General features: G+C 61.3%; 12 protein-coding genes and 2 tRNA genes. 2 read left to right on the top strand and 12 right to left on the bottom strand.

Translation table 11 applies throughout. The annotated features are described in order from the left end of the window. Window positions 1–12: 12 nt before the first annotated feature. A complete protein-coding gene (locus NCS02_RS06110; RefSeq protein WP_008350183.1) occupies window positions 13–423 on the top strand; it encodes a hypothetical protein in 411 nt (136 codons plus the stop codon). Between the two features lie 89 nt (window positions 424–512). Next, window positions 513–589 (top strand) — tRNA-Pro (locus NCS02_RS06105). 845 nt (window positions 590–1,434) lie between these two features. Here NCS02_RS06105 and NCS02_RS06100 read toward each other — a convergent pair. The 12 genes from NCS02_RS06100 to NCS02_RS06045 form a co-directional block, all read right to left on the bottom strand. After that, window positions 1,435–1,815, bottom strand: a complete 381-nt coding sequence (locus NCS02_RS06100; RefSeq protein WP_008350188.1) for a MerR family transcriptional regulator — start codon at window positions 1,813–1,815, stop codon at window positions 1,435–1,437. An 89-nt stretch (window positions 1,816–1,904) separates the two neighbouring features. Beyond that, window positions 1,905–2,309: an integration host factor subunit alpha gene (locus tag NCS02_RS06095; protein ID WP_008350190.1), complete on the bottom strand. Its 405-nt coding sequence runs from the start codon at window positions 2,307–2,309 to the stop codon at window positions 1,905–1,907. 65 nt (window positions 2,310–2,374) lie between these two features. Then, window positions 2,375–4,807 carry a phenylalanine--tRNA ligase subunit beta gene (gene pheT / locus NCS02_RS06090; RefSeq protein WP_250522945.1) on the bottom strand — a complete coding sequence of 811 codons (2,433 nt, stop codon included), beginning with the start codon at window positions 4,805–4,807 and terminating at the stop codon, window positions 2,375–2,377. Window positions 4,808–4,884: 77 nt separating this feature from the next. Further along, window positions 4,885–5,898 carry a phenylalanine--tRNA ligase subunit alpha gene (gene pheS / locus NCS02_RS06085; protein WP_033537244.1) on the bottom strand — a complete coding sequence of 338 codons (1,014 nt, stop codon included), beginning with the start codon at window positions 5,896–5,898 and terminating at the stop codon, window positions 4,885–4,887. A 203-nt stretch (window positions 5,899–6,101) separates the two neighbouring features. Continuing rightward, a complete protein-coding gene (gene rplT, locus NCS02_RS06080; protein WP_008350196.1) occupies window positions 6,102–6,461 on the bottom strand; it encodes a 50S ribosomal protein L20 in 360 nt (119 codons plus the stop codon). Window positions 6,462–6,486: 25 nt separating this feature from the next. After that, window positions 6,487–6,684, bottom strand: a complete 198-nt coding sequence (gene rpmI / locus NCS02_RS06075) for a 50S ribosomal protein L35 (protein WP_004191477.1) — start codon at window positions 6,682–6,684, stop codon at window positions 6,487–6,489. Between the two features lie 234 nt (window positions 6,685–6,918). Next, the gene (gene infC, locus NCS02_RS06070; protein WP_075583511.1) at window positions 6,919–7,446 is read right to left on the bottom strand and encodes a translation initiation factor IF-3; all 528 of its coding nucleotides are present in this window, start codon (window positions 7,444–7,446) and stop codon (window positions 6,919–6,921) included. Between the two features lie 47 nt (window positions 7,447–7,493). Beyond that, window positions 7,494–9,401: a threonine--tRNA ligase gene (gene thrS, locus NCS02_RS06065; protein ID WP_250519398.1), complete on the bottom strand. Its 1,908-nt coding sequence runs from the start codon at window positions 9,399–9,401 to the stop codon at window positions 7,494–7,496. Window positions 9,402–9,694: 293 nt separating this feature from the next. After that, window positions 9,695–9,771: transfer RNA gene (locus NCS02_RS06060), tRNA-Val, on the bottom strand. 99 nt (window positions 9,772–9,870) lie between these two features. Continuing rightward, window positions 9,871–12,093, bottom strand: coding sequence for a RelA/SpoT family protein (locus tag NCS02_RS06055; RefSeq protein WP_034472050.1), 2,223 nt, complete (start codon window positions 12,091–12,093; stop codon window positions 9,871–9,873). 32 nt (window positions 12,094–12,125) lie between these two features. Then, window positions 12,126–12,479 (bottom strand): RidA family protein, encoded by a 354-nt coding sequence (locus NCS02_RS06050; protein WP_008350311.1) that lies wholly within the window; start codon window positions 12,477–12,479, stop codon window positions 12,126–12,128. A 73-nt stretch (window positions 12,480–12,552) separates the two neighbouring features. Further along, entirely contained in the window at window positions 12,553–13,473 is a 921-nt protein-coding gene (locus NCS02_RS06045; RefSeq protein ID WP_250507355.1) for an alpha/beta fold hydrolase, read from the bottom strand. Window positions 13,474–13,518 lie beyond the last annotated feature (45 nt).

The following is a 13,518-nucleotide window of genomic DNA, read 5'->3' as shown; positions in this document are numbered from 1 at the left end:
GAGGCGCGCGACATGCATTTTCCGTGGCTTCCCTTGATTTTTATCCTGAGTTTGCTGGGCGTGACGCTCTTCGTCTGCCGCACGTTGAATGCGAGCGAACGCGCTCTGAAGTGGAACGGCGCCTTGATCTTTCTGTGTCTGTGCGGCGCGGCCATGGTGCTGGACTTCACGTTGACGATGATCTTTGCGTCCGCCGGCTTCGATGAGCGCACGCCGTACGACAGTTTCGGATCGCGCATCGCGTGGACGGAGCGCATCGCCACCTATCTGATTCCATGCGCGATTTCGTTGCTTCTGGCTTTGAGGTTCCGCAGGCGTCAGCGCTTCGCGCTGGAAGTCTCGCCTGAGCGGGCGTCGGCCGAGCGCGAGGATTCGGTGAAGATCCAGACGTCGCCGTACACGCAGTCGGAACTGACGCTCTGACGCATTGCGAGTGAATTTTGTGAGTGCAACAGCGAAATTGTTGGAAGCAGTTCTACTATTCGTTTCTCTCTGATATACTTTCGCTCTTTCGGGGCGTAGCGCAGCCTGGTAGCGTACCTGCATGGGGTGCAGGTGGTCGGAGGTTCAAATCCTCTCGCCCCGACCAGAAATTGAAGGCTCTCCGGCTTCTGCCGGAGAGCCTTTTTTCTTTGGCCCCTCGCGGGTCATCGATGACGCATCGCCCGCGTTTCTCCAAGGGCGTGCGCAGCTCGACTACCACCTCGCCGATGCAATGCTTAAAGTCGGCGCCGATGAAGAAGCGCTGACCAAAACGGCCGCGACGATGGGCATGACCGTCTGAAGCCATTCGTCATGGACGACACGCGCGCAAAAACGCGGCGCCGTCCGCCAATATTCAGACGTAAAAGCCTAAAAAACACTTGTGTGTCAGTAATTTAAGCCCTAATCTTAAGGTGACACATAAGGAACGGCGCCCCATGCCTTTGTCTGTCCCAGCGTCCGCCAGAGCGCGGCGCAGCCGATGCGGCCAAACCTGCTCCGCCCTGCGCGCGGAAATCGCGAGATGGTTCGGTCCGGGAAGCGGCGCGCGCGTCACGCGCTTCGGGCGCATCTATCCCGGCGGCAGCCGCTATGTCTCCGTTCGCGCGTCGAGACCAGGCCGATGCTTCGCGCTTTACTTTTTCCACCATGGCGTCGATGACTGGCGCATCTATCCGCCATGGGGTGTCGGACCGAGCATCGTCTATTGGTCGGTCAAGACCAAGTTGCCGGCCTCGCAAGCAGCCGGTCCGAAAAAGCGCTTCCGCGTAGGCGTCAAGTCTTAACCGCGGGCGGGGCCTGTCCGGTCATCGACTCCTCGACGGCGGCTGGTACACCTTCGCTACATCGGCGGCCACGATGCCTTGCGACGCATCCGGTAATTACAGCGTGGGACGGACAAAAAAAATGCCGCGAGAACTCGCGGCATCGGGACTTTGAATCGGACGGCGTTCATCCGCCGAGAAGATCGATCACCTGAAGAATATCCTTGCGCAACTGCTCGACATCGACGCCCGGTTGCGCTTGCGCCGACACTTGCGTCTCGGCCATGTCCGCATCGTCGTCGATTGCACGTCCCTGCGAATCGAGCCGGTTACGCGCACCGTTGATCGTGAAGCCCTGCTCGTACAACAACTCGCGGATGCGCCGGATCAACAAGACTTCGTGATGCTGATAGTAGCGGCGATTGCCACGCCGCTTCACCGGCCTCAGCTGCGTGAACTCCTGCTCCCAATAGCGCAGCACGTGAGGCTTGACGCCGCACAACTCGCTGACTTCGCCAATCGTGAAGTATCGCTTGGCGGGGATCGGAGGCAAGACGACTTTTTCCATCGTCGATCAACCATCGTTATAAGTGATGTCGATTGAAGCGCGGTGGCCAAGCAACGCGACGCGCGAGTCATTCGCGCGCCACCGGGAAATCAGCGAGTGAGATCGGTCTCCGCTCCCGTTTCGACCAGCGCCTTCAGCTTCTGACTTGCATGAAACGTGACGACCCGCCGCGCGGCGATAGGAATGGCCTCGCCCGTCTTCGGATTGCGGCCGGGACGCTGAGGCTTGTCGCGCAACTGGAAATTGCCGAAGCCGGAAAGCTTGACGCTCTCGCCGCTCTCCAGCGCATCGCGGATGACTTCGAAGAAGGCTTCGACCATGTCCTTGGCTTCGCGCTTGTTCAGACCGACATGGTCGAACAGCATCTCCGCCAACTCGGCTTTGGTGAGCGTCGGCGTATCGCCGGGCGCGCTCGAGGTCGGAATATCTCGGGTCATGGCGCTACGCTGCGCCGAAAGAAGGGCTTCGAAATCACTCGAGTTCATTTGGTTCATATCGGTAAAACGGCGCTTGCCATATTTAAGACTTGGCGATTAAGACGGAAAGGGCCAACTGAAGGCTATCCGCGCAACCGCGCGCCGTGTACTCGAGCCAGGCGATCCACCAGCGTTTTGATAGCCGTATCGACCGTTTCGTCCTGAAGCGTGCCGCCAGTATCTTGCAACGTTACACGGAAGGCAAGACTTTTCTCATGCGCTCCCAAGCCACCGGAAGTATTTGATTTTGGACGAAATTCATCGAAAAGGGCAACCTTCGTGACGTACCTGCACGCCGCTTCCGCGCGCGCGCTTTCGAGCTCGTCGAGCAGCGCCTGAACCGCCACGTTTTGATCCACGACAATCGCGATATCGCGACGCACCGGCGGAAATTTCGACACTTCGGACGGCGCCGGCAATGCGCGATCCATCAACGCGTCGGCGTCGATTTCGAAGAGGATCGGCGCGTTCGGCAAGTCGTACTTTTGCAGCCAGCGCGGATGCAGTTCGCCGATCCAGCCGACCGCGCGCCCCGCCACCTCGATGCGCGCGCTGCGTCCCGGATGCAACGCCGGATGCTCCGCCTTAACGAAGCGCGGCACGACGGGCGCGAAGAGCGCTTCGACATCGCCCTTCACGTCGAAGAAGTCGACGTTGCGCGTGGCCACGCCCCACTGTTCCTCGACCACCGGACCATACGCGAGCCCGCCGATCATCTTCGGTTGCGCGAAGCCTTCGACCGTCAGTTCGCCCGCTTTAACCGTTGCGTCGCGATGGAACACGCGCCCCGCTTCGAACACGCGCACGCGGTCTGCGCGGCGATTCAGGTTATGACGCAGCACTTCGATCAGGCTGCCGAACATGGTCGAACGCATGACCGAGAGCTGGCTCGCGATCGGGTTCAGCAGCTTGATCGGATTATCGTTGCCGGCGAAGTCCTTCTCCCACTCGGCGTCGACGAAGCTGAAGTTCACCGTCTCCGAGTAGTCGCGCGCGGCGACTTCGTGGCGCAGCGTATGGATCGAGCGCTTCGTTTCGTTCGTGATGCGCATCTCGCTGCGCGCGACCGGCGGGCGCGCCGGAATCTTCTCGAAACCGTAGATGCGCGCGACTTCCTCGATCAGGTCTTCCTCGATCTCGATATCGAAGCGATACGGCGGCGGCGTGACCTTGAAGGTGTCGCCGTCGCGCTCGAACGCGAGGTTCAGACGCGTGAAGATCTGCGCGATCTCTTCCGCGCCGATCTCGACGCCGATGATCCGATGCGCGCGCGACACGCGCATCGACACCAGATTGCGATCCGGCACGTTCACGATCTGATCGTCGACCGGACCCGCTTCGCCGCCGCAGATGTCGAGGATCAGGCGCGAGATGCGTTCGATATGCTCGACGGTCGTCGAATAATCGACGCCGCGCTCGAAGCGATGCGCCGCATCGGTCGAGAAGTTGTACTTGCGCGCGCGGCCGCGGATCGCGTCCGGCCACCAGAACGCGGCTTCGAGATAGATGTTGGTGGTGTCGAGCGAGACGGCCGTGCTGTCGCCGCCCATGATGCCCGCGAGACTTTCGACGTGACGATCGTCGGCGATCACGCCGACGGTTTCATCGAGCTCGACGGTGTTGCCGTTCAGGAGCTTCAGCGACTCGCCCTTCTTGCCCCAGCGCACTTCGATCGCGCCGTGAATCTTATCGAGATCGAACACGTGCGTCGGACGGCCGAGTTCGAGCATCACGTAATTGGAGATGTCGACGAGCGCGGAGATGCTGCGCTGGCCCGCACGTTCCAGACGCTCGACCATCCATTGCGGCGTCTTCGCGCGGGCGTTCACGCCGCGAATCACGCGGCCCGAGAAGCGCCCGCACAGATCGGGCGCGAGCACCTTGACCGGCAGCTTTTCGTCGAGCCTCGTTTCGACGGCCGGCATGTCCGGTTGCTTGAGCGGCGCGCCGGTGATCGCTGCCGTCTCGCGCGCAACGCCGAACACCGACAGGCAGTCTGCCTTGTTCGGCGTGAGCTTGATTTCGAAGACGGTGTCGTCGAGATTGAGCGCCTCGCGGATGTCCTGGCCGACCTTCGCATCGGTCGGCAGGATCAAGAGACCGCTGTGATCTTCCGACAGCTTGAGCTCACGTGCGGAGCACAGCATGCCTTGACTGTCGACGCCGCGCAGCTTCGTCGGCTTGATCGCGAAGGGCTCGCCGCCCGCTTCGGCCGGCGGCAGCACGGCGCCGATCAGCGCGACCGGCACCTTGATGCCCGGCGACACGTTCGGCGCGCCGCACACGATATTGAGCGTCTCACCCGTGCCCGCATCGACCTGACAGACGTTGAGCTTGTCGGCGTTCGGATGCTTGGCGACTTCGAGCACTTGGCCCACGACGATCTTCGTGGTCGGCGGCGCGACCGGGCGCAGGTCTTCGACTTCGAGGCCGGCCATCGTCAGCGCGTGCGCGAGTTCGTCGGTGGAGAGCTTAAGATCGACGAAACTGCGGAGCCAGGATTCTGGGAATTGCATGTGTGTCTACGTTCGAAATGTTTGGAGTCTCACGATCGCCGCTTATCGAGGAGCGATCGTCGCGGGCGCTAAGTGCTTTACGCGAACTGACGCAGGAAACGCAGATCGTTCTCGAAGAACAGACGCAGATCCTGCACGCCGTAGCGCAGCATCGTCAGGCGCTCGAGGCCGCTGCCGAACGCGAAGCCGATATAGCGCTCCGGATCGAGGCCCATGTTGCGGATGACGGTCGGATGCACCTGCCCCGAGCCTGAGATTTCCAGCCATTTGCCCGCGTTCTTGCCGTGTTCGAACATCATGTCGATCTCGGCGGACGGCTCCGTGAACGGAAAATACGACGGACGGAAGCGCACGAGAATGTCGTCGCGCTCGAAGAACTTCTTCAGAAAATCGGTGTAGACGCCCTTCAGATCCGCAAAGCTGATGTTCTCTTCGATCCACAGGCCTTCGACCTGGTTGAACATCGGCGAATGAGTGGCGTCGCTGTCCACGCGATACGTGCGGCCCGGCACGATCACCTTGATCGGCGGCTTGTTCATGCGCGCGTAGCGCACCTGCATCGGGCTCGTATGCGTGCGAAGCAAAAGCGGACGGCCATCCGCGTCCTTGCCGTCGACGTAGAACGTGTCCTGCATCGAGCGCGCCGGATGGTTCTCCGGGCTGTTCAGCGCCGTGAAGTTGTACCAGTCGGTCTCGATTTCCGGACCGTCGGCGACATCGAAACCGATCGTGCGGAAGATTTGTTCGACGCGCTCCCACGTACGCATCACCGGATGCAGCGTGCCCGCACCCGCGCCGCGTCCCGGTAGCGTGACGTCGATGGCTTCCGACGCGAGACGCTGATTCAGCAGCGCGTCGGCCAGCGCCTGACGGCGCGCGTTCAGCGCGGCTTCAACCTGCTGCTTTGCCTGATTGATGCGCGCGCCTTCTGTCTTCTTCGCTTCCGGATCGAGCTTGCCCAATCCCTTCAGCAATTCGGTCAGCGCGCCGGACTTGCCGAGGAACCGTGCCTTCTCGTTTTCGAGCGTGGTGGTATCGGCGGCGTGTTCAAAGGCGCTTTTCGCGTCGGCGACAATCTGGTCCAGATCCATTGATCCCATCTTTTAGCGTCGAAATTCAATCTGAGGTTCGGTTTTGCTCATCCACGCTCCACGATGGGCATGAGATGCGCAAAACCGTCCGACCAACAAAAACGGGGCTCGGTGAGAGCCCCGTTTTCTGCCTTCGCGCCGTCGTCAACGTATTTCTACGATGCGGCGACGAGGAGGCGAACCACGCAGTACTAATTTCGCAATTAGGCTGCAACGGCGGCTTTCACCTGCTTCACGATCGCAGCAAAAGCAGCCTTGTCGAACACAGCCATGTCAGCCAGAACCTTGCGGTCGAGTTCGATCGAAGCCTTCTTCAGGCCGTTGATGAACACGCTGTAGGTCATGTCGTGCTGACGCACCGCCGCGTTGATACGCGTGATCCACAGTGCGCGGAACACACGCTTCTTGTTGCGGCGATCGCGGTAGGCGTACTGGCCTGCGCGCATGACCGCCTGCTTGGCGATGCGATAGACGTTATTGCGACGGCCGCGGTAACCCTTGGCCAGACGGATGATCTTCTTGTGACGGGCCCGTGCGGTAACCCCACGTTTTACTCGAGGCATGTTGCTCTCCTTAAGTTAGATGAGGTTAGGCGAACGGCAGCATTGCGCGGACGGAGTTCAGATCGGAATCATGAACGGCCGTGGCGCCACGCAGATGGCGTTTGTTCTTGGTGGTTTTCTTGGTAAGAATGTGGCGCTTGAAGGCCTGACCGCGCTTGACGGTACCGCCCGGACGCACCACGAAGCGCTTTGCAGCACTCTTCTTGGTCTTCATCTTCGGCATGAAACAACTCCAGTTTATTAGATGGTCATGGGTGTGCGGATGATCCGCCGATACTGCCCGCGAACCCCTTCCCGCCCTTCGAAACCCACGCTCCACTTGTGTGCGAACGGTTCGGTGAAGAACCGCCGCTTTTCATGACCGGCGTCACCGAAATGACGCCGGCCTGAAACCGCCGGCAATGCCGCGCCGACCGCCTTTCGACGGCGCGCGATCCATCGCCCTACTGCTGTTCGGTTACTTGCCCTTCTTCTTCGGGGCAAGCACCATGATCATCTGACGCCCTTCCATCTTCGGCATCTGCTCGACCTGGCCATATTCGTCCAGATCGGACTTCAGGCGCTCGAGCATACGCATGCCGATTTCCTGGTGCGCCATTTCGCGACCGCGGAAACGCAACGTGATTTTCGTCTTGTCGCCGTCTTCGAGGAAGCGCGTGAGGTTGCGCAGCTTGACGTTGTAGTCACCGTCATCCGTGCCGGGGCGGAATTTGACTTCCTTCACCTGCACGATCTTCTGCTTCAACTTCGCTTCGTGCTGCTTCTTCGCTTCCGAATACTTGAACTTGCCGTAATCCATCAAACGGCAGACAGGCGGCGAAGCCTGCGGCGCGATTTCGACGAGATCCACGTCGAGTTGCTCCGATTGACGGAACGCCTCGGCCAGTTTCACGATTCCGAGCGGCTCGTTGTCCACTCCGACCAAACGCACTTCCGGCGCGGTAATCTCACCGTTGATGCGATGTGACGACTTATCAGTAGCGATGTTACGTTTCCTCTAAAAATGAAAAAACAAGCCGCGCTGCGAGTGACTTACTTGAACGCCCGCACTTCCTGCTGCAGACGTTCGAGGAATGCGTCGACCGGCATCACGCCCAGATCGACACCGCCACGAGCACGCACGGCTACGGTTTGTGCATCACGCTCCTTGTCGCCGACGACCAGCAAATACGGCACCTTTTGCAGCGTGTGCTCGCGTATTTTATAGCTAATCTTCTCATTGCGCAAATCGGACTCTACTCTAAGCCCTTGTTTTTGCAACGATTGAGCCAGATTTCCGGCATATTCGGCCTGACTTTCAGCAATATTCAACACAACGGCCTGGATCGGCGCGAGCCACGGCGGCATTGCGCCGGCATGATGCTCGATCAGAATGCCGAGGAAACGCTCCATTGATCCGACGATTGCGCGATGAAGCATCACCGGACGGCGGCGGCTGTTGTCTTCCGCCACGTACTCCGCGCCGAGACGCTCCGGCAGCACCATGTCGAGCTGCAGCGTGCCGCATTGCCACGAGCGGCCGAGCGCATCCTTGATGTGATACTCGATCTTCGGACCGTAAAACGCGCCCTCGCCCGCGAGCTCTTCCCACTGCAGGCCGCAGGCGGTCAGCGCTTCGCGCAGGCCCTGCTCCGCGCGATCCCAGGTTTCATCGGTGCCGGCGCGCTGTTCCGGACGCAGCGACAGCTTGATGTCGATGTGATCGAAGCCGAAATCCTTATACACGCTCATCGCGAGCGTGTTGAACGCGATCGATTCCACGATGAACTGATCTTCGGTACAGAAGATATGTGCATCGTCCTGAACGAAGCCCCGCACGCGCATCAGACCGTGCAGCGCGCCCGACGGCTCGTTGCGATGGCACGAACCGAACTCCGCGTAACGCAGCGGCAAGTCGCGGTACGAGCGCAAGCCGTGATTGAACACCTGGACGTGGCCCGGGCAGTTCATCGGCTTGATCGCGTAGTCGCGCTTTTCCGACTCGGTCGTGAACATGTTTTCACGATAGTTCTGCCAGTGCCCCGATGCTTCCCACAGCGAACGGTCCATCACCATGGGAGTCTTGATTTCGAGATAGCCGGCTTCGTTCACGCGGCGACGCATGTACTGCTCGACCTGCTGCCATAGCGACCAGCCCTTCGGATGCCAGAACACCATGCCCGGCGCTTCGTCCTGCAGATGGAACAGGTCGAGCTGCTTGCCGAGCTTTCGGTGATCGCGCTTCTCGGCTTCTTCCAGCATGTGGAGGTACTGCTCCTGGTCTTCCTTCTTGGTCCACGCGGTGCCGTAGATGCGCTGCAGTTGCTCGTTCTTCGAATCGCCGCGCCAGTATGCGCCCGCGACTTTCATCAGCTTGAAAACCTTGAGCTTGCCGGTGGACGGCACGTGCGGGCCTCGGCACAGGTCGATGAAATTGCCGTGCGCGTAAAGCCGGATCTCGTCGCTTTCCGGAATCGATTCGATGATCTCGGCCTTGTACGCCTCGCCGATGCTCTTGAAGTACTCGACGGCCTCGTTGCGCGAGACGACGCGGCGCGACACCGGCTCGTCCTTCTTCGCGAGCTCCTGCATGCGCTTCTCGATCTTTTCGAGATCTTCGGGCGTGAACGGACGGCTGTACGAGAAATCGTAGTAGAAGCCGTTGTCGATGACCGGCCCGATGGTTACTTGCGCCTCGGGGAACAGATCCTTCACGGCATAGGCCAGCAAGTGCGCGGTCGAGTGACGCACGACATCGACGCCTTCCGGGTCTTTGTCGGTGACGATCGCGAGCGACGAATCCTTGTCGATCAGAAACGAGGTGTCGACGAGTTCGCCGTTGAGCTTGCCGGCGAGCGCCGCCTTGGCGAGGCCCGCGCCGATCGATGCCGCAACTTCCGCGACGGTCACCGGGTGGTCGTATTGTCGGACCGACCCATCAGGCAAACGTACCGAAACCATATCGTTCTCCAAGACGCCGGCACATGCCGGGCGATTCGATTAAGCATTGCCACGCGATTTCGTTTTGAAAATCGCAAGACAAAAAAAATGCGGCCCCGCTATCGAGGGGCCGCATTCACTTTTCACACATACCGCGAAACAATTTGGCAGAAGGCGAATATGGTCCTCGACTAGCGTCGCTCCGAAGTTGTTTCGGTCAACGTTCGACGTGCCATGTTTTTTCGCCTTTTGCGCTGCGCGCTTCTTGCGGTTTGAAACCCCGCGAACCGAAGTCCGCTGGATTTCGTTTTCGTTGGTAGGCTCGATTGGACTCGAACCAACGACCCCCACCATGTCAAGGTGGTGCTCTAACCAGCTGAGCTACGAGCCTGAAAGAAGTGAGATTATATGGAGTGTTTCAGATGTTGGCAAGTGCTTATCTTCAGAAAAATCGAAAATATTCGCCAATCCGTTCAATCCCTTCTAAAGGCTACGCGCGACGCGAAGCGCGAATCACGCCCTGCACTTCGCCGAGCAGCGTGCATGCGCGTTGAATCTGCGCTGCACTCGACACTTCCACGGTGAACTGCATATACGCGACATTCCTGCGGCTCTGGCTCTTCACGCCGATCACGTTGATCTTCTCGCGCGCGAACACTTCGGAGATGTCGCGCAGCAAGCCCTGGCGATCCGCCGATTCAACCGAAAGGTCCACCGGATAAACGGACGAGCCACGCCCGTTCATCACCTCGGCGGACCAAGTCGTGTGCAGCACGCGTTCGGGCGAGCGCTCGGCCATGCGCTTGAACGTCTCGCAATCGGTCCGGTGCACCGACATGCCTTTGCCGCGCGTGACGAATCCCGCGATCGGATCGGGTGGCGCCGGGCGGCAGCAACGCGCGAGTTGCGTGAGCAGCGCATCGACACCGACGACGAGCACGCCCGTCGACGCTCCGTGCGCCACGCTTTGCCCGCTGCTGCGCTTCTCGAACTGCTCGGGCGCTTCGGGTTCGGGCTCGGGCGGCGGCGCATCGGAGAGCGCCTGCTCGATGTTGCGCAGACTGAACTCGTCCTTCGCGACGAGTGCGTAAAGCTCCTCGGGCGCCTTGAAGCCGAGTTTGGCCGCGAGCTGTTCGAGACTGACCGACGTCTTTCCCTCGCGCTGCAAGGTCTTCTCGACGATGCTCCGTCCGGCCGCGATGTTCTCCGCCGCATCCGCCGCGAGGAACCACGAGCGCACTTTCTGCCGCGCGCGGGCGCTATGCAGATAGCCGAGCTGCGGATTGAGCCAGTCGCGCGACGGACCGCCCTCCTTCACCGCGACGATCTCGACCGTCTGTCCGTTTTGCAGCGGCGTGTTGAGCGGCACCATCGCGCCATCGACGCGAGCGCCCCGACAACGATGTCCGAGCTCGCTGTGCAGGTGATATGCGAAATCGACGGCTGTCGCGCCTTGCGGCAACGCGATTACGCGCGCCTGCGGCGTCAGCACGTAGATATGGTCGTCGTCGAGCGTCGCGTCGCGCAGATGCTGCCAGCCGGGATGCTCGCCTTCGACGTCGTCCTTCCACGCGAGAAGCTGACGCAACCATGCGATCTTCTCGTCGTATTTCTCGCTCGCGGTCACCTGCCCCGCATAGCCACGCGCGCCCGCTTCCTTGTACCGCCAGTGCGCGGCCACGCCGTACTCGGCGAACTGATGCATCTCGTACGTGCGAATCTGGACTTCGAATGCGCGCCCGTCGTCGCCGATCACGACCGTATGCAGCGACTTGTAGCCGTTGGGCTTGGGACGCGAGATGTAATCGTCGAACTCACGCGGCACCGGCTGCCACAGGTTGTGCACGATGCCGAGCACGGTGTAGCAATCCTTGATGTCGCCGACGATCACGCGAAATGCGCGCACGTCGTTCAGTTCGGCGAAATCCAGCTGCTTGCCGCGCATCTTCTTCCAAATGCTGTAGATGTGCTTCGGCCGTCCGCTGACGTCCGCCTTGATGTGCGCGGTTTCCAGTTCCTTCTGCAGACGAGCGATGGCCTCGGTCACATAGGTCTCGCGCTCGACGCGCTTCTCGTCGAGCAGCTTCGCGATGCGTTTGTACGTGACCGGATCTTCGAAGCGAAACGACAGGTCTTCGAGTTCCCACTTCAGTTGCCAGATGCCGAGCCGGTTGGCGAGCGGCGCGTAAATCTCCAGCGTCTCGCGCGGCACGTCGGGCGACGGTTCGATCTTGTGCGCGGCGTAGTAGCGCAGCGTCTGCACGCGCGAGGCGAGCCGGATCAGCACCACGCGAATGTCCTGCGCGAACGCAAGCAACATCTTGCGCAACGCTTCGACCTGCGCACGGCGCGCGGCCTGCGCGTCGCGCGTGTTTTCAGGCAGTTCCGCGAGCGTCGCGCGCGAGCTGACCGAACCAAGCCGCAACAGCTTGCGTACATCGCCGACGAGCCGCTGCACTTCCGGGCCGAAGCGCTCCGCGATCACCTTCTCCGGATCGTCGAGATGCGGCGCCAGCACGAAGAGCGCCGCGGCGGCGACCGCGTGCGAATCGACGTTGAGCGTCTGCATGATGCGCGCGGTGCCGGCAGCGTGGTCCGCGAGCAGTTCGCCCGTCGAGACGCGCGCGTCCTTCGCGTGCTCGCGCACGAACGCGAGCGCGTCGTCGATGGACGGCTCGGGCAACGTTTCGGTGGGGACGGCGGTCTCGGTCATTCGGGCGATGCCAATACTTCAGACGACTCGATTCAGTTGCGCTGTGCGGCGATCACGACGATTTCCACGAGGCACGCCGGATTGGCGAGCTTCGCCTCGACGGTGGCGCGGGGCGGCGTGTTGCCTTCCGCGACCCACGAGTCCCACACGGCGTTCATGCCGGGGAAATGGATCATGTCCGAGATATAGATCTGCACCGACAGCAAGTGCGACTTGTCGCTGTTCGCCTCTTCGAGCAGGCGGTCGATGTGACCGAGCACTTCGCGCGTCTGACCGGTGATGTCCTGGTCCGTGTCCTCGGCGATCTGGCCGGCGAGATACACCGTGCCGTTGTGGATCGCGGTTTCGGAAAGGCGCGGCCCGACGTGATGACGAATGACTGCCATTGTTTGTTCCTGATCGGTGATGGTGAGAAAAGAAGCGCAAGCGGCGCGCAAGCACCTTATGTTCAGCCCAATATTATGCCCCGCTCGCGTCATCGCCGAGAAAGAACCCCCTGGCGATGGCGATTTGATCTTCGACAAGAAAGGCCGGCGCGTGACCCGCGCCCGGGATCTCGGCGCTCGTCACGGCCTGACCTTTCTCGACCATTTGCGCGACCGTCTCGCGCGACAGCAAATCCGAGCTCTCGCCGCGCACGACGAGCACCGGCGTCCTGATCGACGCGAGCGAGCGCCAAAGAAACGCCTCGCCGGCCGCATTCTGCTCATCGGTGGCCGACGTGAACGGCGTCGCGATGCCCGGGTCGTAGCGAAAGCCCCACGCACCGTCGCGCTCGTGCAGGAGCGGCGTGTTGATGCTCGCCCACTCCTCGTCGGTCAACGGCCCGAACGACGACGCGAGCGCCGCCGCGTGCCGCACGCCTTCGTCGAGCGATGCGAAACGCGCCGGCTTGCCGAGATACTCGCCGATACGCTGCAGCGCGACCGGTTCGATATGCGGCCCGACATCGTTGAGCAGCATCTTTCGGATCGGCGTGTTCGGCAAGCCGCCGAGCGCCATGCCGATGAGACCGCCCATCGACGTGCCGAACCAGTCCACCGTCTCGACGTTCAACCGCGCGATCAGCGTTACCATGTCCGCGACATACTGCGGCACGCCGTAGTAACGCGGATCCGCGAGCCAGTCGGACAGTCCTCGCCCGACCACGTCCGGACACACCACGCGATAGTCCCGCGCGAACGCTTGCGCGAGCTTGTCGAAGTCGCGTCCCGAGCGCGTCAGGCCGTGCACGCACAGCAGCACGCGCGGATTGGCCGGATCGCCCCACTCCGTATAGGCGATGCGATGCAGACCCGCCGGGCTCGCGCATTGCACGAAGCGCTGGCGCGGCTCGCTCAGATCGGAATGCACGGCTTCGGCGACGATGGATGCGGTCATGGAGAGGTCCTCGTGGAAGTGTCGAAACGATTGTAAAGCGCATCT

Origin of the sequence: Caballeronia sp. NCF2 (genome assembly GCF_023631205.1) — a bacterium.
Taxonomy (GTDB): Bacteria; Pseudomonadota; Gammaproteobacteria; order Burkholderiales; family Burkholderiaceae; genus Caballeronia; species Caballeronia zhejiangensis.
Note: the sequence above shows the minus strand (reverse complement) of the source record. Positions and strands in the feature narration are given on the sequence as shown.